The 22,398-nt window shown below is 65.5% G+C and carries 14 protein-coding genes and 1 pseudogene; 10 read left to right on the top strand and 5 right to left on the bottom strand.

The features are described 5' to 3' along the window. The first annotated feature begins 78 nt into the window (after positions 1-78). Positions 79-1,305: a zinc metallochaperone GTPase ZigA gene (gene zigA / locus OYT95_RS36920; RefSeq protein WP_268790427.1), complete on the top strand. Its 1,227-nt coding sequence runs from the start codon at positions 79-81 to the stop codon at positions 1,303-1,305. A 58-nt stretch (positions 1,306-1,363) separates the two neighbouring features. On the opposite strand, the gene OYT95_RS36915 is transcribed toward zigA, so the two are convergent. Next, positions 1,364-8,521 carry an amino acid adenylation domain-containing protein gene (locus OYT95_RS36915; RefSeq protein WP_268790426.1) on the bottom strand — a complete coding sequence of 2,386 codons (7,158 nt, stop codon included), beginning with the start codon at positions 8,519-8,521 and terminating at the stop codon, positions 1,364-1,366. Positions 8,522-8,712: 191 nt separating this feature from the next. On the opposite strand from OYT95_RS36915, the gene OYT95_RS36910 reads away from it, so the two are divergent. Both OYT95_RS36910 and OYT95_RS36905 read left to right on the top strand, forming a co-directional pair. Next, positions 8,713-9,786: an NAD(P)-dependent alcohol dehydrogenase gene (locus OYT95_RS36910; RefSeq protein WP_268790425.1), complete on the top strand. Its 1,074-nt coding sequence runs from the start codon at positions 8,713-8,715 to the stop codon at positions 9,784-9,786. Positions 9,787-9,857: 71 nt separating this feature from the next. Next, a complete protein-coding gene (locus OYT95_RS36905; protein ID WP_037231936.1) occupies positions 9,858-10,232 on the top strand; it encodes an ANTAR domain-containing protein in 375 nt (124 codons plus the stop codon). 72 nt (positions 10,233-10,304) lie between these two features. On the opposite strand, the gene OYT95_RS36900 is transcribed toward OYT95_RS36905, so the two are convergent. Then, the gene (locus tag OYT95_RS36900; RefSeq protein WP_037231934.1) at positions 10,305-10,910 is read right to left on the bottom strand and encodes a TetR/AcrR family transcriptional regulator; all 606 of its coding nucleotides are present in this window, start codon (positions 10,908-10,910) and stop codon (positions 10,305-10,307) included. 259 nt (positions 10,911-11,169) lie between these two features. Here OYT95_RS36900 and OYT95_RS36895 point away from each other — a divergent pair, with 259 nt between their 5' ends. Both OYT95_RS36895 and OYT95_RS36890 read left to right on the top strand, forming a co-directional pair. After that, the gene (locus tag OYT95_RS36895; protein ID WP_037231932.1) at positions 11,170-12,120 is read left to right on the top strand and encodes a metal-dependent hydrolase; all 951 of its coding nucleotides are present in this window, start codon (positions 11,170-11,172) and stop codon (positions 12,118-12,120) included. Next, positions 12,120-13,280 (top strand): hypothetical protein, encoded by a 1,161-nt coding sequence (locus tag OYT95_RS36890; RefSeq protein ID WP_037231931.1) that lies wholly within the window; start codon positions 12,120-12,122, stop codon positions 13,278-13,280. The genes OYT95_RS36895 and OYT95_RS36890 overlap by 1 nt, the downstream gene beginning before the upstream one ends. Before the next feature lie 92 nt (positions 13,281-13,372). Here OYT95_RS36890 and OYT95_RS36885 read toward each other — a convergent pair. From OYT95_RS36885 to OYT95_RS36880, 3 genes and pseudogenes are all read right to left on the bottom strand, one after another. Further along, a pseudogene (locus tag OYT95_RS36885) lies at positions 13,373-14,829 on the bottom strand (catalase). A 114-nt stretch (positions 14,830-14,943) separates the two neighbouring features. Further along, positions 14,944-15,081: a helix-turn-helix domain-containing protein gene (locus OYT95_RS44845; RefSeq protein WP_442972576.1), complete on the bottom strand. Its 138-nt coding sequence runs from the start codon at positions 15,079-15,081 to the stop codon at positions 14,944-14,946. 5 nt (positions 15,082-15,086) lie between these two features. Further along, positions 15,087-16,601 (bottom strand): sigma-54-dependent Fis family transcriptional regulator, encoded by a 1,515-nt coding sequence (locus OYT95_RS36880; protein ID WP_442972535.1) that lies wholly within the window; start codon positions 16,599-16,601, stop codon positions 15,087-15,089. 331 nt (positions 16,602-16,932) lie between these two features. Here OYT95_RS36880 and OYT95_RS36875 point away from each other — a divergent pair, with 331 nt between their 5' ends. From OYT95_RS36875 to OYT95_RS36855, 5 genes are all read left to right on the top strand, one after another. Then, on the top strand, positions 16,933-18,567 hold the full coding sequence (locus OYT95_RS36875) for a methane monooxygenase (RefSeq protein ID WP_037231929.1): 1,635 nt from the start codon (positions 16,933-16,935) through the stop codon (positions 18,565-18,567). 84 nt (positions 18,568-18,651) lie between these two features. Further along, on the top strand, positions 18,652-19,695 hold the full coding sequence (locus tag OYT95_RS36870) for an FAD-binding oxidoreductase (RefSeq protein ID WP_128638446.1): 1,044 nt from the start codon (positions 18,652-18,654) through the stop codon (positions 19,693-19,695). Between the two features lie 50 nt (positions 19,696-19,745). After that, positions 19,746-20,852, top strand: coding sequence for an aromatic/alkene monooxygenase hydroxylase subunit beta (locus OYT95_RS36865; RefSeq protein WP_037231925.1), 1,107 nt, complete (start codon positions 19,746-19,748; stop codon positions 20,850-20,852). After that, positions 20,849-21,190: a propane 2-monooxygenase effector subunit MimD gene (gene mimD, locus OYT95_RS36860; RefSeq protein ID WP_009472934.1), complete on the top strand. Its 342-nt coding sequence runs from the start codon at positions 20,849-20,851 to the stop codon at positions 21,188-21,190. The genes OYT95_RS36865 and mimD overlap by 4 nt, the downstream gene beginning before the upstream one ends. A gap of 124 nt (positions 21,191-21,314) precedes the next feature. Further along, positions 21,315-22,361, top strand: coding sequence for a zinc-binding dehydrogenase (locus OYT95_RS36855; protein ID WP_268790424.1), 1,047 nt, complete (start codon positions 21,315-21,317; stop codon positions 22,359-22,361). Positions 22,362-22,398 lie beyond the last annotated feature (37 nt).

Here is a 22,398-nt window from a genome sequence, read left to right as displayed (position 1 = left end):
CACGCACCTCGACTGCGCGTACCCGCCGACGCCCACGTAGCCGGGATCTCCCCGACCCCGCGGAAGGATTCAAAAGCCATGGCCGACACTCGACTTCCCGTGACCGTGCTGTCAGGGTTCCTGGGTGCAGGAAAAACGACCCTCCTCAACCAGATCCTGCGCAACCGTGAGGGCCGACGGGTGGCCGTCATCGTCAACGACATGAGCGAGATCAATATCGACAGCGCCGAAGTCGAACGGGAGATCTCGCTGAGCCGCTCACAAGAGAAGCTCGTCGAGATGACCAACGGCTGTATCTGCTGCACCCTGCGCGAAGACCTTCTCGCAGAAATCAGTGCATTGGCCGCCGATGGACGATTCGACTACCTCCTGATCGAATCGTCCGGCATCTCCGAGCCGTTGCCGGTCGCTGAAACGTTCACCTTCATCGACACCGACGGACATGCTCTGGCAGACATCGCCCGCCTGGACACCATGGTGACCGTCGTCGACGCCCACAGCTTCCTTCACGACTACCAGACCGGCGGCCGCGTCGAGGCCGACGCACCCGACGACGAACGCGACATCTCCGACCTTTTGGTCGATCAGATCGAGTTCGCCGATGTCATCTTGGTCAGCAAAGCCGACCTCGTCACCGTAGAGCACCTGACCGAACTGACCGCGGTCCTGCGCTCACTCAACCCCACTGCCCGCATACAGTCGATGTCTCACGGCGACATCCCGCTCGAGAGCATTTTGGACACCGGCCTGTTCTCCCTGGAGAAGGCCGCCCAGGCACCCGGATGGCTCCACGAACTCCAAGGCGAACACACTCCCGAGACGGAGGAATACGGAATCAGTTCCGTGGTCTACCGTGAACGCGCCCCCTTCCACCCCGGCCGGCTGCACCATTTCCTCACCAGCGAATGGTCGAATGGGCGTCTCCTGCGCGCCAAAGGCTACTTCTGGAACGCGCACCGATTCACCGAGATCGGCAGCATTTCCCAGGCCGGCCACGTGATCCGACACGGCTATATCGGACGGTGGTGGAAATTCCTGCCCGAGGCCTACTGGCCTGAGGACGAGTACCGCAGGGCGGGGATTCTCGACAAATGGGAAGAACCAGTTGGTGACTGCCGGCAGGAACTGGTCTTCATCGGCCAAGGAATCGACCCCGACGCACTGCGCCACCAACTCGACGCGTGTCTGCTGACCACCGCCGAGATCGAACTCGGCCCCGACACCTGGACGACATGGCCCGACCCCCTCGGTGACGGCCACAGCGACCAGGTCACCAGCACCGTTGCCCAGACACGCACCGCCTGACCCCAACCGGCAACATCTCGGGCGCGGCTCGGAGCGTCGATCCTGTGCCGAGGGAACGTCACGTCGTTCCTTCCGATCGCGCGGAGTTACCGGACAGCGCGAGCCGGCGCTCGGCGAGCGTCACGTGGTGCGCGAGGACGGGGCCGATGTCGGCGAGCCCTTCCGGGCTCGTCATCTGCTGGTGCGACACGGGAATGGCGTGTTCGTGGATCTCGCCGCTGATGTGCGGCCTCCACCCGGCGACGCCGGTGGGGGCATCCACAGAATCTGCCGCACCGAAATACAGCAGATCGAGACCGATCGGTGTCGACGGGCGATGCGCGAGGGCGAGGTCGACCGTGTGGGTGAACACCCGGTGGACGGCCTCGAGATCGTCCGCGGTCACAGCGGCGAACAGTCCGCCGGTGCGGCGCAGCGCTTCCACGGCACGATCCGTGGTCGGCGCCGCATCCTCGCCACCCGCGACCACCGCGCCGAACTCCGCCAGAAGTGCTGCCACGGTGGGCTTCTCCATCGGGCGACCGTATCCTCCGGTCAGGTGCGTGTCGAGCATCGCGAGGGTGGCCACTTCGTCGCCGTCACCCGCGAGTTGCACCGCCATCTCATGGGCGATCTGACCACCGACCGAATAGCCGACCAGGTGGTACGGGCCGTGCGGCTGCACCGAGCGGATCCGTTGGACGTACCCCGCGGCGAGATCCTTCAAGGAATCGACACGCAGGTCCGGGTCGGTGAGCGCCGGGGATTGCAGCCCGAAGACCGGACGATCGCCGAGATACTGCACCAGTCCGGTGAAGCACCAGGCCAACCCGATCGCGGGATGGATGCAGAATACCGGGCTGCCGGTTCCGGAGGTCCGCAGCGGCAGCAGCACGTCGAGCGACCGGTCCGCTGCGTCCTCCGCCCCGGGGTCCTCCGGCGCCGTGGCGATCATGTGCGCCAGGGCTTCCGGCGTCGGATGGGTGAAGATCCACTGCACCGGCACGGCGCGCGCAGACGATTCGGCAATCCGGGCGATCACGCTGGTCGCGGTGAGCGACGTGCCACCGAGCGTGAAGTAGTTGTCGTCGAGGCCGACCCGGTCCAGGCCGAGCCCCTCGGCGAACGCGGCGGCCACCACTCCCTCGGTCACGTTGCGCGGCGCCCGGTACGCGGCGCGCGCCGCAGTGAAGTCGGGCTCCGGCAGGGCGGCGCGGTCGAGTTTCCCGTTCGCGGTGACCGGCACGGCGTCGAGCACCGTGACGGTCGTGGGGACCATGTGCGGGGCCAACCGTGCGCGGGCGTGAGCCAGGACCGCGGCCGTGTCCAGTAGTGAACCCGCTGCGGGGACGACGTAGCCGGCCAGCCGGTCGCCGCTGGTGTTCACGACGGCGCGATCGATACCGGGGTATCCGAGGAGTGCCGATTCGATTTCGCCGAGTTCGACCCGGAAACCACGAATCTTGACCTGAAAATCCGAGCGACCCACATACTCGAGCACCGGCCCACCCACCGAACGCCGCCACCGCACCACATCCCCCGTCCGATACATCCGCTCCCCCGGCCCACCGAACGGATCCGCAACAAACCGCCCCGCCGTCAACCCGGACCGATTCCGATACCCCCGAGCAAGCGCCGGACCCGACAAATACAACTCCCCCGCCGCCCCGAACGGCACCGGCCGCAACCGCCCATCCAACACCAACTCACCGAACCCACGAACCGGACCACCGACCGTGACCGACTCCCCCACCACCAAACCGCCGCTCGCATTCGACATGATCGTCGCCTCCGTCGGCCCATACGCATTGAACATCCGCCGACCCGGAGCCCACCTCGCAACCAACTCCGGCGGGCACGCCTCACCCGCCACCACCAGAGCACCCAACGCCTCCAGCCCGACCGGATCGACCGACGACAACGCCGTCGGCGTCAACACCGCATGCGTCACACACTCCCGAACCAAGATCTGCGCCAACTCCTCCCCACCGTAAACCGTCGGCGGAACCACCACCAACCGCGCACCCATCCCCAACGCCCACACCAACTCGAACACCGAAGCATCGAAACTCGGTGACGCACAATGCAACACCCCAGCACCCACACCAACCCCGAAACCCGAACGCTGCGCAGCCACCACATTCGCCAACCCCCGATGCGTCACCACCACCCCCTTCGGCACACCCGTCGACCCCGACGTATAAATCACATACGCAGCCTGACCCACCCGCACCGGCGCACCCCGATCCACATCGGTCACCGCCCCCGCCGACACCGACACAACCCGCGACACGACCTCCGCATCATCGAGCACCACCCACCGCACCGAACCCGGCAACCGATCCCGCACATCCGAGACCGTCACCCCCACAACCACACCCGAATCCACCAACATATGCTCGATCCGCCCCACCGGATACAACGGATCCACCGGCAAAAACGCCGCCCCCGTCTTCGCCACCGCCCACACCGACAACACCGACTCGACCGACCGCGCCACCGCCACAGCCACCACCGACTCGGCACCCACCCCCGCCTCCAGCAACACCCGCGCCAACCGATTCGACGCCTCATCCAACTCCCGATACGTCACACGCCGATCCCCACACACCACCGCCACCGCATCCGGATCCACCCCCACCGCCGCAGCCAACAACTCCGGCAACGACACCTCCGACACCGACACCTCACCCACCACCGGAGTCAAGCACTCCAACTCCGCCACCCCGATCACGGCGATGTCGCCGATCGGGCGGTCGGGTGACGCCGTGACCGCGTCGAGGATGCGGACGAACTGGTCCGCGAACCCGCGCACGGTGCTCGCGTCCAGGATGTCGGTGGCGAAACCGAACGACGCGGACATTCCGGCGGGTTCGCCGGTTCCGTCGACGTTCTCACTCAGGGTCAGGTACAGGTCGCATTTGGCGACCTCGACACCGGCGTCGACGACCTCGACGGTGAGCCCGGGAAGTTCGAGGCGGCTCTCTTCGGTGTTCTGGAATTCGAGCAGCACCTGGAACAGCGGGGTGTGCGCGGTCGACCGCACCGGGTCGACCGCCTGCACCACCCGGTCGAACGGCACCTCCGCGTGCCCGAATGCCCCGAGGTCGGTCTCGCGGACGTGCGCCATCAGGTCGGTGAAGGAGCGCTCGGGTGCGACGCGGGTCCGCAGCACCACGGTGTTGACGAACATGCCGACCATCTCGTCCAGTGCCGCGTCGCCGCGACCGGCGACGGGTGTGCCCACCGCGATGTCCGCCTCGCCGCTCAACCGGCCGAGAAGGACGGCGAGTGCGGCGTGCGCGACCATGAACAGCGTCGAATCGTGGTCCCGGGCGAGGTCGGACAGCTTCCTGTGGAGGTCCGCGCTGATCGCGAACGGCACGGCGGCGCCGTGTGAGGACCGCTGCAGTGGGCGCCTGCGGTCGGTCGGCAGCTCGAGCAGCTCCGGCATCCCGTCGAGGGTCCGGCGCCAGTAGTCCAGCTGCTCCGAGATCGGCGAGTCCGGGTCGGTGTCGCTGCCCAGGGTGCGGCGTTGCCACAGCGCGAAGTCCGCGTACTGCACCGGCATCGGTGCCCACCCGGGCGGACGTCCGTGCGTGCGTGCGGTGTACGCGACCATCACGTCGCGGGCGAGCGGCGCCATCGACGATCCGTCCGCCGCGATATGGTGCAGCACCAGGACCACCACGTGCTCGTCCGGTCCGGTCTGCAACACCGCGATGCGCATCGGGACGTCGCGGCTCACGTTGAATTCGGCCGACGCCAGAGGCACCAGCTCGGTGTGCAGCGCCGCCTCGTCGGACACGATGACCGGGGTGAGGTCGAGGGCCACCCGATCCGCGGACAGCACCACCTGGTGCGGGCCGTCTGCGGACCCGGGATAGACGGTGCGGAGCGGCTCGTGTCGTTCGACGACGTCGCCGAACGCGGCGCGCAGAGCTTCGATGTCGAGTTCACCGGTCAGGCGCAGCGCGATCGGAACGTTGTACGCGGGCGAGGTGGTGTCGACCTGGTTGACGATCCACATCCGCTGCTGCGCGAGGGACAGCGGCACCCGGTCGGGGCGCGGGGCCGCAGTGAGGGCGGGACGCGCCGCGGTGCGGCGATCCGCGGAAGCGGCGCGGGCGGCGAGCCCCGCCACCGTGGGCGCCTCGAACAGTTCCCGGACCCCCAAGCCGACACCGAGCGCGGAGTTGATGCGGGCGACGACGCGTGTCGCGCTCAGCGAATTACCGCCCAGGTCGAAGAAGTTGTCGTCGAGCCCGGCCCGGTCGAGTCCCAGCACTTCGGCAAAGACACCTGCCACGGTGTGCTCGGTCTCGCTGGTCGTCGCGCGGAAAACGGTGCGGACGATCGCGAAATCCGGTGCGGGCAAACCCTGCCGGTCCAGCTTGCCCACCGGGGTGAGCGGCAGCTCGTCGAGGATCACGATCGTCACGGGAACCATGTGGGCGGGCACGAAGCCGCGTACATGGTCGGTCAGTTCGGCGACGTCGGGTTCACCGTCGCCGGACGGGAGCACGTAGGACACCAGGACGGTGTCCCCGGACGGGGCGGTCCGGCCGAGGGTCACCGCGAACGCGACGCGGGGATGCCGTGTGAGCGCTGCGTCGATTTCGCCGAGTTCGACGCGGAAACCACGAATCTTGACCTGAAAATCCGAGCGACCCACATACTCGAGCACCGGCCCACCCACCGAACGCCGCCACCGCACCACATCCCCCGTCCGATACATCCGCTCCCCCGGCCCACCGAACGGATCCGCAACAAACCGCCCCGCCGTCAACCCGGACCGATTCCGATACCCCCGAGCAAGCGCCGGACCCGACAAATACAACTCCCCCGCCGCCCCGAACGGCACCGGCCGCAACCGCCCATCCAACACCAACTCACCGAACCCACGAACCGGACCACCGACCGTGACCGACTCCCCCACCACCAAACCGCCGCTCGCATTCGACATGATCGTCGCCTCCGTCGGCCCATACGCATTGAACATCCGCCGACCCGGAGCCCACCTCGCAACCAACTCCGGCGGGCACGCCTCACCCGCCACCACCAGAGCACCCAACGCCTCCAGCCCGACCGGATCGACCGACGACAACGCCGTCGGCGTCAACACCGCATGCGTCACACACTCCCGAACCAAGATCTGCGCCAACTCCTCCCCACCGTAAACCGTCGGCGGAACCACCACCAACCGCGCACCCATCCCCAACGCCCACACCAACTCGAACACCGAAGCATCGAAACTCGGTGACGCACAATGCAACACCCCAGCACCCACACCAACCCCGAAACCCGAACGCTGCGCAGCCACCACATTCGCCAACCCCCGATGCGTCACCACCACCCCCTTCGGCACACCCGTCGACCCCGACGTATAAATCACATACGCAGCCTGACCCACCCGCACCGGCGCACCCCGATCCACATCGGTCACCGCCCCCGCCGACACCGACACAACCCGCGACACGACCTCCGCATCATCGAGCACCACCCACCGCACCGAACCCGGCAACCGATCCCGCACATCCGAGACCGTCACCCCCACAACCACACCCGAATCCACCAACATATGCTCGATCCGCCCCACCGGATACAACGGATCCACCGGCAAAAACGCCGCCCCCGTCTTCGCCACCGCCCACACCGACAACACCGACTCGACCGACCGCGCCACCGCCACAGCCACCACCGACTCGGCACCCACCCCCGCCTCCAGCAACACCCGCGCCAACCGATTCGACGCCTCATCCAACTCCCGATACGTCACACGCCGATCCCCACACACCACCGCCACCGCATCCGGATCCACCCCCACCGCCGCAGCCAACAACTCCGGCAACGACACCTCCGACACCGACACCTCACCCACCACCGGAGTCAAGCACTCCAACTCCGCCACCCCGATCACGGCGAGCGGAGTACCGGGGTCGGCGGCGAGCAGTTCGTCGATCAATCCGACGACGCCGGCGTGATGCGACCGTAGGTCGTCGTCGCGGTAGCGGTACGGGTTGGCCTCGAACTCGACGATCGTCGACGCCGGAGTGCCGCTCCGGTACACGTTCACGGACAGGTCCGGGACAGGACCGGTGGTGAGGATCCGGAAGTCACCGGTCAGCGACCCGAAGGTGAGATCCTGGTCGAAGAGCATCACGTTGATCATCGGTCCCGAGATCCTGCGGGCCTCGGCGGACACACCCAGCTCACGCAGAATGTCCTCGACGTTGCCGCGCTGGTGCCGCATTGCCCCCATCAGTTCGTGCTGCACCCGGGTCACGAGGTCGCCGACGGTGTCGTCGGATCGGACCTGCACCCGCAGGGGCGCGACGTTGGCGAGCATTCCGCCGGATCGTCGCAGTACAGCGGTGGTGCGCGCGGACAGGGGAATGTCCACGAGCACGTCCTGCCGTCCCGTCCGCCGCGAGAGGTAGCAGGCGAAGGCGGCGATCAATGCGGCTGCTGCCGTCGCGCCCGGCCGGCCGTCGGTGTCCTCGAGTCGTGCGACGGTATCGGCGGACAGCGCCGTGCGCACGGTCAGGCTGTGTGCGGCAGGCGGAGCCTCGATGTCGGTCAGGGAGGCGCCGTTCGTGCGTGTGTGGAGACGTTCGGCCCAATAGTCACGGTCGGACGAGAACCGGTGGGACGCCCGGTAGTCGCTTTCGAGGCGGTGCAGGGTGTGCAGGTCGGCTGCACGGTTCGGTTCGAGCTCGAGGCCTTGGACTGCCGCGGTGTACAGGGCGGCGACACGGTTGACCATCGTCATCGCCCCGTATCCGTCGAGGGCGACGTGGTGGATCCTGCTGTACCACAGGTGCCGCTCGTCACCGACCCGCAACAGCGACGATTCGCACAGATAGTCGTGCTCGAAATCGACTCGTGCCGTGTAATTCTCCCGCATCCACGCCTCCGCGGCGGCCATCGGGTCGGATGCACTGCGGAAGTCGACGATTCCCATGGCCGCGTCGGCAGGCGGATCGACCACCTGCTGCGGCTCACCGTCGACGACGACCAGACGCAGGAACACCGACTCGTATTCGTGGCCGGCAACGAGCGCTACCTCACGAAACAGATCGACGTCCAGCTGCCCGCGGATGTCGACGTACTGCGCGATGCAGATCGGGACGTCCGGGGCGAGTTGCTGCGCAAACCACAGCCCGTGCTGCGCCGCGGACAGCGGGAACGGATCGGATCGATGCTCTCGGTAGTTCGCTCGCGCAGCGTGTTCCATCAAATCACCAACCAGGGTGCTTGCGCCGCTGGATCGACGGCGGGACGCTCGGTCCTTGTGGGCAGGGGCAGCCGGATATACCGACGCCACTACGGTCCCGCGGATCGCCATGCGCGGAAACACACCCTAGGTGTGTGGTGTGGACACCCTGCACCGCCCGCACAACCCCACGACGAGGATGCCGGAGAACTATGCTTGGCCGTGAGCTTGTTCGAGGCGCGACGACCTGGAACGCCGCCGAGGAGGTCTGCGATAAGGCGATCATCCACACTCGGTTCGGCGGACCCGAAGTACTCGAACTCGCGCAGGTCCCGAAGCCGACACCCAAGGACGGCGAAGTCCTGGTGAAGGTCCACGCGACAACGGTGACAACAGCCGAATGCAAGATGCGCCGCGGCGAGCCGCTGTGGGGCCGGTTGATCCTCGGGCTGCGAAGGCCACGAAGGAAACTGCGGACTCTGGGCCTGGAGCTTGCCGGAGAGATCGAGGCCGTCGGCAAGGACGTCCGCCGGTTCCAGCCGGGCGATCAGGTATTCGGGTTCACCGGGTTCGACATCGGCGCCTATGCCGAGTACAAGTGCCTACCGGAAACCGCCTCGCTCGCACTCAAGCCGGTCAACAAGACCTACGAGGAGGCCGTCGCCGCCGTCGACGGTGCCACCACCGCACTGTTCTTCCTTCGGGACAAGGCGAAGGTGCGAACCGGCCAGAAGGTCCTCGTCAACGGCGCCTCCGGCAGCGTCGGCACCTACGCGGTGCAACTCGCCAAGTCGTTCGGCGCGGAGGTCACCGGAGTGTGCGGTCCGCACCACACGGATTTGGTGAAATCCCTGGGCGCCGACGACGTCATCGACTACACCACGGAGGATTTCACCGCCAACACCGCCGCATACGACGTCGTCTTCGACACGATCGGCAGGAACTCGTTCGCGCGGTGCAAGGGCTCGCTCACCGAGCACGGGTGCTACGTTCCCACGTCCGGGCTGAACAACAACGTGCTGCAACTCTGGACGTCGATCCGAGGCGGACGGAAAGTCGTCACCGGTATGTCCGTCCGCAAGAACGACGCTTTGGCGTACATCAAGCAGCTCCTCGAAGCGGACACATTGCGGATCGTCATCGACCGTAGCTATCCCCTGGAACGCATCGTCGAGGCGCATCGGTATGTCGACACCGGGCACAAGAGTGGCAACGTCGTCATAACCGTGGCCCAGACGGGCCTCCCCGGAGGTCGCGATCCCACCCTCACGCGTCCGACCACATGAACCAGCACTCGGGTACGCACGTTTACGAGATCGCGACCTGGGGGAATCTCGTAGACAAAGGACGGTGCCAGATGTTGAAATCCGAGAACCCCAACCCCGTGCGGCCCACCCGAAGCTTCCTCGACCGGCGCCGCGGGCCCTCCGACCGTGAACTCTTGACCACTGCCAAGGCGCTGCTGATCACCAGCCGCGGCTACAGTGATGCGCAGGCGTTCGACGAACTGCTCGACGTGGCACGACGGCACCACCTCTCCGTGCAGGGCGCCGCTCGGTGCCTGATCGACCTCACCAGCAACACCCGGCACCTCACCAGTCGCCGTCCGGGCACGTTCCCCGAGTGGGAAGGACTCCGCGGACAACCTTCGGGGCACCACCGGCCTTCGCAGCGCATGGCCAGCCTGCACGGGCGACACCATCCCCACCTCGCTACACAGATACGACCGTGACCAGCGCGGCTGTCGGCGCGCCGGGGTCGCCGGCAGCCCACCATGTTCCCGCGGCAGATCGCCGCCCGGCCTCTAGGCCGGCCTGTGTGGGACGGCGACCGTTGATCCCACCCACCGTCGGAGATACGCACGCAGTTCGTCCTGGCTACGCGGCGGGTTTCCGGGCGAGATGAAGAACGACTGCATCGTCCGCAGCTGATATTCGACGAGCTCACGCAGGTCGGCCTCGTCGTAGCCGTGCCGCTCCCAGTCGACGTCGAAGCGTCTGATCATCGTCATCCCGAAGGAGAGGGCTTCGTCGGACGTGATCCCCTCGGTGTGGGAATGAGAACCGGACAGCATGATGCCGAGCTGCGGAATGCGGGGCGCTTCGTTGAGCGTGTAGATCACGGCCTCGACCACAGCGTCAGCGGGGTCCTCGATACCCACGAGATGTTCTGTGAGGCGGTCGAGGAATCCGGCGACGGCGGCGATGGCTGCGGCTCGCAGGAGGGCGTCGGTGCTGGGAAAGTACCGGTACACCGTCTGCCGGATGACGCCGAGGGATTCCGCAACGTCGGCGATGCTGATCGCCGTATCTTTCCGGCTGATGAGCTCGACTGCGGCGGCGACGATTCGCCGGGACGCTTCCTCGTCACTTCCAGGCGGACTGCCACCCCACCCACGCCTGCCAGCCACTTCTTTCCCTACCTCTCACAACGCGCCGTTGGGCCCGAACGTCGTGCAAGGGCTGTCGGCGCACCGTCCGACCCGGACTCAGAGGTTACCGCGCACACATTCCCCTCCGCTCCGAAGCCCTGCTTCGCGGACGCTCTCGAGGGATTCGCCGAAACGTAATCATACAAGTTCATCGATGTGTGTATGTTGTTAAACGCTCGGGTCTCTACCTACCCAGAGGCTGCAGCCCACTCATGCCGCACGAGACGAGGTATCCCACATGACCGACCTGCACCCCCGAAAGATGGATTTCGCGTTCGACGAGCAGGACGTCCCGTTCCTGTGGAACCCCGACAACCCGGCCTGGTCGAGCATGTCGAACGCGATCTCGTTCCTGGCCGTCGGCTTCGAGAAGATGATCGTCAAGGCGATCATGCAGGCCAAACCACGGATGACCGATCCCGAGGTCGCAGAAGAGGCCATGGCGTTCATGCGTCAGGAGGGCCACCACTCGACCGCGCATCGCCAGCACGTCAAAGCGCTGATCAAGCGATACCCGGGGCTCCAGAACACCCTCGACGCCGTGATCGGCGAATACGACCTGCTCACCGAGGCGACCACTCTGAACTACCGACTCGCCTACACCGCGGATCTGGAAGCGACCTTCACGCCGGTGTTCAAACTGATGCTCGACAACGACGCGACCCTCTTCCGCCCGGGAGACGACCGGGTTGCGTCCCTGTTCATCTGGCACTTCGTCGAGGAGGTCGAACACCGGAGTTCAGCAATGATCATCTTCAATTCACTTGTCGGGGAAGAGCTGTACCGGATGCGGATGGCACCGTCGATCTTCACACATGTGATGAAGGTGATGCGGATCGCCTGCGCCGGCTTCAACCAGCATGTGCCGATCAAGGAGCGGAAGGTCGATTCGATGTCGATGTTCGCCACGCACCGCACGAAGCAGAAAGTGCTCACCTCGTTCGCGCCCTACCTGAGCAAAGGCGTCATGCCTCGTGCGTTCGACGACCTCCCGCGCGGTGAACAGCTGACCGCCCTCGCCGGCATCGTCCGTAGTCAGATGCCGAACCACGACCCCACCCACGCAAAGCTGCCCACGCTTGCCGACAAGTGGTTCACCCGTTACGACGCAGGCTACGACTGCACCCGCTGGTACACCGCAGAATCGCGCGAACGCCGCACCGATCCCGTCCCGGCGGTGGTCAACTGATGGCCGATCTCTGCTCCCCCACCTTCGATCAACTCTCGACAGCGCTCGGCTTCTCCTGCGCCGAGGCCGGCGGGCTCGTCGAGGTCCGTAACCCGTTGGCACTGGAGAACTGGACCCTGCCGGTTCTCGAGCTCACCATCGTGGTCGGGTCGGTGCTCGCGCTCGTTTTCGCGATCCTGCGCTGGCGCCGCAACGGCGACCCGACCACGATGGTGCTCTGGTTCGGGGCCACGGCGTACCTGTTCGTCATCGAGCCGCCGCTGTACTTTCCGGCGGCCTTCGGAATCGAAGAGCACGTAGACACGATGTTCGCGCACAACGTGTTCACCGTGGACTTCCTGTGGGGCCGACTGCCGCTGTACATCATCGCGATCTATCCGCTGATGGCGACGCTGGCCTTCGAGCTCGTCCGGATGCTCGGCGTCTTCCGGAAGCACGGCGTACTCGCCGGCGCGGTCTGCGTCGGCTTCGTGCACCACGCGTTCTACGAGATCTTCGACCAGCTCGGACCGCAGCTGAGGTGGTGGGAATGGTCGACGACCAACCCGGTCAACCAGCCCATGTTCGACTCGGTCCCACTGCCCAGCGTGGTGGTATTCGCGGCCCTGTGGCCGATGTCGCTGGCCCTGTGCGTTCAGTTCTTCGTGGGTCGCTACGCCGACCGGGGTCGGGACTTCGCCGGACTCGAACTGGTGTGGCGCACGATCGTGATCGGTCTCCTGGCGTCGGCGGGCACGTTCATCCTCCCGATCCCGGCGACGGTCCTCGGAATGGAGAGCACCACGGTCCGGGGAATTCTGTACGCGACCGAACTGGTCGTCGTCGTGCTCGTCGCGATCCCGATCCTGGTCCGGCAGTGGTCGCGGCTGCGCCGGGGGACGTCCGACATTCCCACTTACTCCAACGACTTCGTCCGTGTCTACAGCGTGGTCTACCTCGGCGTGATGGGCGTTCTGTGGGTGACCGCGTTGCCCAGCTACTTCGGCGCTGTCGACGGCGTCACGAGCAATGGCGATCCCATCGGAAATCTCTGGTATACCCTCGCCTGCTTCGCGATTGCGATTCTGTGCGTGACAGCCACCTTCACGGTGCCGCGGGGACCCGCTGACGGACGCGGCCCGGTCTCCGGTGAGGGTGCGGTGCCGAACGCGGTCCGATAGCCGCGACGACGGGGGTCGACTGGTTGGTCGGTGCGGGCCCCACCCGTGATCTGGCGGCGATTCGCGCAGACCGCGGGCCGGGATGCCGCGACTTACAAGGTGCCGAGGGCTTCACAGGCCTTTCGCACGCCTTCGCCGTAGGCGGGGTCTGCTTGGGTGCAGTTGGCGATGTGGCGCTCGATGACGGCGGCCGACGCTCCGGTGATGGCACGGGCGGTGTTCTCGAACAGCACGGTCTGCTGCTCGGCGCTCATGCTGCGGAAGAGGTTCCCGGGCTGTTCGAAGTAGTTGTCGTCGTCTGCTCGGTAGTCGAACCGGTCGGCGACCACGCCGACTTCGAGTGGCGGTTCGGCGTAGCTGCGCTGGTCCGCGAATCGGCCGTGGGAGTTGGGTTCGATGCTCGGGACGCTGCCCTGGTTCCCGTCGACGCGCATGGCACCGTCGCGGTGGAAGGAATTGACGTGGGTTGCGCCCCTGGGGCTGTTGACCGGGATCTGGTGGTGGTTGACACCGAGCCGGTAGCGGGCGGCGTCGCCGTAGGAGAACAGCCGGCCCTGCAGCATGCGGTCCGGTGAGAATCCGATGCCGGGGACGACGTTCGCCGGGGAGAAGGTGGCCTGCTCGACGTCGGCGTGGTAGTTCTCCGGGTTCCGGTCGAGTTCGAGTTCCCCGACCTCGATGAGGGGGTAGTCCTTCTTGGACCACACCTTGGTGAGGTCGAACGGATGGTAGCGGTAGGTCTGGGCGTCGGCTTCCGGCATGATCTGCACGAAAAGGGTCCACTTCGGGTAGTTGCCGTCCTCGATCGCGTCGAAGAGGTCGCGTTGCGCCGACTCGCGGTCGCCGGCGACGACGGCGGCGGCTTCTTCGTCGGTGAGGTTCTTGATGCCCTGCTGGGTGCGGAAGTGGAATTTCACCCAGGAGCGGTCTCCGGCGTCGTTGACGAACGAGAAGGTGTGTGACCCGAATCCGTGCATGTGCCGGTAGCCGTCGGGGATGCCGCGGTCGGACATCACGATGGTGATCTGGTGCAGCGCTTCCGGGAGATTGGTCCAGAAGTCCCAGTTGTTTTCCGCAGAGCGGAGGTTGGTCTTCGGATCGCGCTTGACCGCGTGGTTGAGGTCGGGGAATTTGAGGGGGTCACGGAAGAAGAAGACGGGGGTGTTGTTGCCGACGACGTCCCAGTTGCCGTGCTCGGTGTAGAAGCGGAGGCGAATCCGCGGATGTCGCGTTCGGCGTCGGCTGCGCCGCGCTCGCCGGCCACGGTGGAGAAACGCAGGAAGATTTCGGTCCGCTTACCGATCTCCGAGAATACGGCGGCGTTGGTGTGTGCGGTGATGTCGTGGGTGACGCGGAAGGTGCCGAACGCGGCCGAGCCTTTGGCGTGCATGCGGCGTTCGGGGATGACTTCGCGGTCGAAATGCGCGAGCTTCTCGAGAAGCCAGACATCTTGCAGGAGCATCGGACCGCGTGCGCCGGCGGTGAGGCTGTTCTGGTTGTCGGGTACCGGTGCACCGGCGACTGTGGTGAGTCCGTTCGGGTTGGTCATCGATTTCTCCTGTCTGACACCCGAGGCTGGGCGGGTGAATGTGGTTCGGCGAGAGCATCCCTCAGGGCAGAGCGCAGCGGTGTCTCAATTTGACATTCCCGGGGTCCGGGTCGTTCAGGGCACGATTCCGAATTCGCGGATCTTGCGGTAGATCGTCGCTCGGGACATGCCGATGGCGGTGGCGGCGGCCGTCTTGTCGCCGGCATGAAGCGCGAGCGCGTCCACGATCGCGTCCCGCTCGAGCGCCTGCATCCTGGTCAACGTTCGGCGTGTATGGAACGGCATGCGGGAGGCAGGGTGTCGAGTTCGACGATGCCGGACCGTCGCCGCCGGTAGGTGTCCTCGAGAACCTTCTTCAGCTGGGTGACGTTTCCGCGCCACGCCAGACGCGCGAGCTGATTCGAGGCGGCCGGAGCCAGGGTGAGGCCGGTGGCCCCCAGGGTGTCGAGCAGGCTGCGCACAAGATCGGGAATATCGTCCAGGTGGTGCCGCAGGGGTGGCACCGTGACCGATTTGGGGAACATGCGCAGCAGTGAACTGGTGTCGGTCGAGTCCTGGGGATACCGGGTAAGCGCCACCCACGGTCTGAGAGGTGGCTCCTGCGCGTGGGGGCCCTGCAGTAGGTCCGCGAGTGCGGCGAGATGAGCCTCGCTCATGGCGTGTGCGTGCAGTATTGCCAGATCGGATCCGCTGCCGAGTTCGACGGAGACCTGGGTGAGGAGGTCGTCGCCGCCGAGCTCGCCGGCATCGAGTACGGCAAGTCTTCGGTTCGGGACGAGTTGGTGCGCCGCTCGGATCAGGGCTGTCTTGCCCACTCCTGGTTCTCCGTCGACGACGAGCCAGTCCTGTCGCCGGCAGGCCTCGACAACCGAATGGACCGTATGCCGCCAGAGCGGGCTGGTGCCGGCGATCGAGGGCGGGGTGGACGCGTTCACCTTCGGGATGGAAAAACTGGGCGAAGCAACCTGTTTCGTGATCCGGACGATTCCTCCGGCCAGCCGGTCACCGGTGAATGTCGGCTCGTAACTCAGGCGTACGACCGTTCCGCTGGGCAGGTCGGTGAGGATCGTGATCGGTTTCGTTTCGCCGCCGATGTCTCGGGTGCGTTCGAGAATCGCCATCTGGTCTGGTGAGTCGAATTGTTGCCGCGTCAGCGAGTTCATCATCACCACCTCGTCACCGACGGCGACGACGGGTCGGCTGGAACGTCGGCATGCGGACCGGTAGGCACTGAAGATCGCCCGGTCCGGTTCGGTTGCGTCGTCCAGCATGCGCTCACGGAGGCGGGCCGCGGCGAGTGTGGCGAAGGACAGCAACAGGGTGTTGGAATTCTGCGCGGCGGTGGTCAGGTCCACGACCCCGAGGATCGCTCCGGTGATGGGGTGCGTCACCGGAGCCCCCGCGCAGGAGAAGGACCGGAGCGGGCCGCTGAAGTGCTGGTCTCCGTCCACCAGGAGGGGTCGGCCGACCTCGAGCGCGGTGCCGATTCCGTTGGTGCCGACCTGGGTTTCCGCGTAGCGAAAGCCCGGGGCGAGGTCGACTCGGTCGAGTGCGGTGAGCAAGGTGCTGTCGCCGGCGGTGCGGGAGAGCACGATGCCGTTCGATTCGGTGAGAATCAGTGATACCGGCTCGTTTTCGATGTCGGCCGCCAATGCGGGCAGCACGGATCGGGCGGCTCGCTCGAGCACCGTATCGGTGGTCGAGCGCTCGACGTATGCAGCGTTGGGCCGGTCGTCGTCGCCCAACGCCTGCCGAGATCGCGACCAGGACACCCGAAGCCAAGTGCTCAGACGAAGGTGGTCCGATCCCGTAGGCGAACTCGAGGCCGGAGCCAACTCGGAGTCCGAGTTCGAATTCCGCGTCGTGCGGTGGTGCGACGTGCTGGAGGGCTGTGGGGTCACTCGCTCTGGTCTCCTGTGTCGGCTGATCGAGGGTGTGAGGGTCTGCCGCGGCGCGGGGCAAGTGTAGGCAGCCACCGCCCACTCGGAAGTGACCTGCGTCTCACACTGAGACGAATGAGAGCTGGATCACGGGGTTCAATCAATTTCCACAACGTCCCCCCACAGTCGGCACCCGGCCGGCTCACGATCCAGGAGGCGCACATTGAGTAGGCAAAGCCTGACAAAGGCCCACGCGAAGATCACCGAACTGTCATGGGATCCGACATTCGCCACCCCGGCCACCCGGTTCGGCACCGACTACACCTTCGAGAAGGCTCCGAAGAAGGACCCTCTCAAGCAGATCATGCGGTCCTACTTCCCGATGGAGGAAGAGAAGGACAACCGCGTGTACGGCGCCATGGACGGTGCCATCCGCGGCAACATGTTCCGCCAGGTGCAGCAGCGGTGGCTCGAATGGCAGAAGCTGTTCCTGTCGATCATTCCGTTCCCGGAGATCTCGGCGGCCCGAGCGATGCCGATGGCCATCGACGCCGTCCCCAACCCGGAAATCCACAACGGGCTGGCGGTGCAGATGATCGACGAGGTACGTCACTCGACGATCCAGATGAACCTCAAGAAGCTGTACATGAACAACTACATCGATCCCGCCGGGTTCGACATCACCGAGAAGGCGTTCTCGAACAACTACGCGGGCACCATCGGCCGGCAGTTCGGCGAAGGGTTCATCACCGGTGACGCAATCACCGCCGCGAACATCTACCTGACCGTGGTCGCCGAGACCGCGTTTACCAACACCCTGTTCGTCGCGATGCCCGACGAGGCCGCCGCCAACGGTGACTACCTGCTGCCGACGGTGTTCCACTCGGTGCAATCCGACGAGTCCCGGCACATCTCCAACGGCTATTCGATCCTGCTGATGGCGCTCGCCGACGAGCGCAACCGGCCGCTGCTCGAACGGGATCTGCGGTACGCATGGTGGAACAACCACTGTGTCGTCGACGCAGCGATCGGCACCTTCATCGAGTACGGCACGAAGGACCGCCGCAAGGACCGCGAAAGTTACGCCGAGATGTGGCGGCGGTGGATCTACGACGACTACTACCGCAGCTACCTCATCCCGCTCGAGAAGTACGGCCTGACGATCCCGCACGACCTGGTCGAGGAGTCGTGGAAGCGGATCACCGAGAAGGGCTACGTCCACGAGGTGGCCCGGTTCTTCGCCACCGGCTGGCCGGTGAACTACTGGCGGATCGACACGATGACCGACAAGGACTTCGAATGGTTCGAGCACAAGTACCCCGGCTGGTACTCGAAGTACGGCAAATGGTGGGAGGAGTACAACCGCCTCGCCTACCCCGGCCGTAACAAGCCGATCGCGTTCGAGGAGGTCGGGTACCAGTACCCGCACCGGTGCTGGACCTGCATGGTGCCGGCCCTGATCCGCGAGGACATGGTCGTGGAGAAGGTCGACGACCAGTGGCGGACCTACTGCTCGGAGACTTGCTACTGGACCGACGCGGTCGCGTTCCGCAGCGAGTACGAGGGCCGGGAAACCCCGAACATGGGGCGTCTCACCGGATTCCGGGAGTGGGAGACCCTCCATCACGGAAAGGATCTCGCTGACATCGTGCAGGACCTCGGTTACGTGCGCGACGACGGTAAGACCCTCATCGGTCAGCCGCACCTCCATCTGGACGACCCGAAGAAGATGTGGACTCTGGACGACGTACGAGGCAACACCTTCCAGAGTCCGAACGTGCTGCTGAACCAGATGTCCGACGCCGAACGCAACGCGCACATCGCCGCGTACCGCGCCGGCGGCACAGTTCCGGCCTGATTCAAGGCCCGGTGGGTGGCGCCGCGGCCACTCCGGCGCCACCCACCGCTTCACCATTCACTTCACGAGTCCAGGAGAGACCCCGTGGCCGACAAGCACCGTATCAACTTCGAGCCCGTCGACATCGAGATGGAAGTCGGCGAAGACGAGTACATCCTCGATGCCGCGTTCCGGCAAGGCATCCACCTGATGCACGGCTGCCGCGAGGGACGCTGCTCGGCCTGCAAATCCTTTGTCCTCGACGGCGATATCCAGATGGAGGACTACTCGACATTTGCGTGCAACGACGCCGAGGTCGACGAGGGGCACGTGCTGCTGTGCCGCTCAACCGCATACAGCGACTGCACGATCGAACTGCTCAATTTCGACGAGGACGAACTCCTGGGCGGTGTCCCCATCCAGGATGTGCGCACCCAGGTGACCGGGATCGAGTCGATGACCAAGGACATCGTGTCGCTGCGACTGGCGCCCGTCGAACCCGCGGGGTACGAATTCAAACCCGGTCAATACTCCGACCTGCACATCCCGGGCACCGACGAGCATCGGTCCTTCTCCATGGCGACAACCCAATCGACGCCGGGGCACGTCGAATTCCTCATCAAGAAGTACCCCGGCGGCAAATTCGCCGGCCTGCTCGAGGACGGGATCTCGGTGGGTGACGAGATCGCCCTGACCGGTCCGTACGGGTCGTTCACCATCAAGGAAGGCCACGTTCTGCCGATGGTCTTCATCGGCGGCGGCGCGGGGATGGCTCCGCTGCTGTCGTTGCTGCGGCACATGAGCGAGACGGGCAACACCCGGCAGGTGCACTTCTACTACGGTGCCCGCACCCCGCAGGACCTGTTCTACCTCGACGAGATCCTCGAACTCGGACAGAGACTGAAGGATTTCAGTTTCGTGGCCTGCCTGTCCGAATCGATGGACCCGCCGCCGGTGGGTGCGATCACCGTCGAGGACGGCAACGTCACCGACGTCGTCAGCTGCAGCGAACCCGAGCTCGGGCGGGCCGAGGTGTACCTGTGCGGGCCGCCGCCGATGGTCGACGCCGCCCTGGCACTGCTCGAGGCGAAGGGCACCCCGCACGACCAGATCTTCTACGACAAGTTCACCAGCCCCGCCTTCGAATAAACGTCCTGGGAAACCACTTTCCTGCTTCACCGACAGAACTGAGAAACGAGATGACCGCAACCTCCGAGTCCAAGCAACGCAGCTTTCCGAAGATCGAGTTCACCGACTCCGAAGCCGGTGCGCTGGAGTTCCCCAGCTCCCGCAGCCGCTCGTTCAGCTACTACACGCCGGCCAAGAAGCGGTCGACGATGTACGAGGACGTGACCGTCGACGTGCAGCCCGACCCCGACCGTCACCTCTCGCAGGGCTGGATCTACGGCTTCGGTGACGGACCCGGCGGTTACCCACAGGAGTGGACAGCCGCGAAGTCGTCGAATTGGCACGCCTTCCTCGACCCGAACGAGGAGTGGGACCAGACCATCTTCCGCAACAACTCCAAGGTGGTCCATCAGGTCGAGTTGTGCCTGTCCAACGCCAAGCGTGCCCGAGTTTACGACGCCTGGAACACCCCGTGGCTGACGTTCATCTCCCGCAACCTGGGGGCCTGGATGCACGCCGAGAACGGGTTGGCGCTGCACGTGTTCACCTCGATCCAGCGGTCCTGCCCGACGAACATGATCAACACCGCCGTCGCGGTGAACGCCGCCCACAAGATGCGCTTCGCCCAGGACCTGGCCCTGTTCAACCTGGACCTGTCCGAGGCCACCGAGGACTTCGACGGCACCGCCCACAAGGAGGTCTGGCAGTCCGCACCCGAGTGGCAGCCCACCCGCGAGGTCGTCGAGCGGCTCACCGCGGTTCCGGACTGGTGTGAGCTGCTGTTCGCCTCGAACATCGTCTTCGAGCAGCTGGTCGGCACCCTGTTCCGCAGCGAATTGGTCATGCAGATCGCCGCCGGTAACGGTGACTACATCACCCCCACCATCGTCGGCACCGGCGAACACGACTACGACCGCGACCTCGCCTACACCCGCAACCTGTTCCGGTTGCTCACCCGAGACCCCGAGCACGGGGAGACGAACAAGGAGCTGTTCGGCGCCTGGCTCTCGATCTGGGTGCCACGGTGCCTCGACGCCGCCCGGGCGCTGCAGCCGATCTGGTCGCAGCCGGCCGACAAGGCGATCACCTTCGCCACCAGTTTCGACGCCGCCACAGACAAGTTCCGTTCCCTGCTCGAGGACCTCGGGCTCGACATCCCCAAGGAGTTGGACAAGTGAGCATGCAATTCGGATCGTCCACCGAGTTCTCCAACATGTGTGGCGTCACCTTGATGAACACCCCCATCGGCCGTGTCGTCGCGGAAGTGATGGGCGCCAAGGACGGTGTCGAGCTGACCGAGTACCCGTCGATGATCCGCGTCGACGGCCAGAAGCTGCTCGACTTCGACTACGAGGAACTCACCGACGCCCTCGGCCAGGAGTTCGACGGCTCCATCTTCGAGGAGATCAGCTCCACCCACTACGGGCGCATGGTCCACCTCGACGAGAAGACCCTGCTGTTCGCCAGCCCCGAGGACGCCGCCGAGTACATCGGATTCGACCTCACAGCACAGTAGATACGAACCGACATTGCACCGTGCCGGCGCCGCCCGACCGGACTTGGTGGGCGGCGCCGGTGGACTGAGAGGCATCCCAGGTTTCGGCGGGTGCGTCGTCAACCCTTCAGAGAATGAGATCGATGTGAAAGCACTTGTGTTCCAGGGCCCCGGCTCGATGTCGTGGACCGATGTACCCGACGCACACCTGGTCGACCCCACCGATGTAGTAGTGCGCGTCGATACGACGACGATCTGCGGGACCGATCTGCACATCCTCAAAGGTGATGTGCCCGCTGTTACCGCCGGCCGCGTGCTCGGGCACGAGGCAGTCGGCGTCATCACCGAAGTCGGGTCGGCCGTTACGTCACTCGCAGTGGGAGATCGGGTGCTTGTGCCGGCGATAACCTCCTGCGGCAAGTGCGGGCCCTGCAAATGCGCCATGCCCTCCCATTGCGCCTCCGTCGGTGGCATCGGGTGGATCTTCGGACACCTGATCGACGGTACGCAGGCAGAGTACGTGCGCGTGCCCTTCGCCGAGACGAGCGTGCACGTGTTGCCCGAGGCCGTCACGAACGAGCAGGCAATCTTCCTTGCCGACATTCTGCCCACCGGTTTCGAGATCGGGGTGCAGTACGCTCGAGTGCAACCTGGCGACACCGTCGTGGTAGTGGGTGCGGGCCCGGTCGGGCTGGCGTCGATGCGCACGGCAGGGCTCTACGGCGCCGCGACCGTCATTGCTGTCGATCTTTCCGAAGCTCGGCTCCAGCGTTCACTCGGCTTCGGTGCGGACGAGACCATCAACAGTGGCACGGTGGACGTCCGGGCCCGCGTCCTCGAACTCACTCACGGTCTAGGCGCGAACGTGGTGATCGAGGCAGTCGGGATCCCGGAAACCTTCGAATTGTGCACTGCCCTGGTACGTCCCGGAGGGAGCATCGCCAACGTCGGTGTGCACGGCAAACCTGTCGATCTACACCTCGAAGATCTGTGGATCAACAACATCACGATCACCACCGGACTTGTCAACGGCACCACCATTCCTACCCTCCTGGATCTGGTGGCCCACGAGAAGATCGACGTCGGGACGTTCAGCACTCACTCGTTCGGGCTCGAGCAAATGATGGACGCGTACGACGTCTTTGCACATGCAGACACCCACGACGCACTCAAAGTCACCATCAGCCGGTGAATTACGCAGCTGCGGCGAGCCGTGGCCCGATTCTTAC

It is taken from the genome of Rhodococcus sp. JS3073 (assembly GCF_026810085.1).
GTDB lineage: Bacteria > Actinomycetota > Actinomycetes > Mycobacteriales > Mycobacteriaceae > Rhodococcus_F > Rhodococcus_F wratislaviensis.
This window is presented reverse-complemented; position numbering and strand designations above follow the sequence as displayed.

Excerpts from the sequence above, each read along its gene's own strand:
- OYT95_RS36865 (WP_037231925.1), top strand. The coding sequence starts at position 19,746 with ATGACCGCAACCTCCGAGTCCAAGCAACGCAGCTTTCCGAAGATCGAG.
- OYT95_RS36905 (WP_037231936.1), top strand. The coding sequence starts at position 9,858 with ATGTTGAAATCCGAGAACCCCAACCCCGTGCGGCCCACCCGAAGCTTC.
- OYT95_RS44845 (WP_442972576.1), bottom strand. The coding sequence starts at position 15,081 with ATGCAGGCGCTCGAGCGGGACGCGATCGTGGACGCGCTCGCGCTTCAT.
- OYT95_RS36915 (WP_268790426.1), bottom strand. The coding sequence starts at position 8,521 with ATGGAACACGCTGCGCGAGCGAACTACCGAGAGCATCGATCCGATCCG.
- OYT95_RS36890 (WP_037231931.1), top strand. The coding sequence starts at position 12,120 with ATGGCCGATCTCTGCTCCCCCACCTTCGATCAACTCTCGACAGCGCTC.
- OYT95_RS36910 (WP_268790425.1), top strand. The coding sequence starts at position 8,713 with ATGCTTGGCCGTGAGCTTGTTCGAGGCGCGACGACCTGGAACGCCGCC.
- zigA (WP_268790427.1), top strand. The coding sequence starts at position 79 with ATGGCCGACACTCGACTTCCCGTGACCGTGCTGTCAGGGTTCCTGGGT.
- OYT95_RS36895 (WP_037231932.1), top strand. The coding sequence starts at position 11,170 with ATGACCGACCTGCACCCCCGAAAGATGGATTTCGCGTTCGACGAGCAG.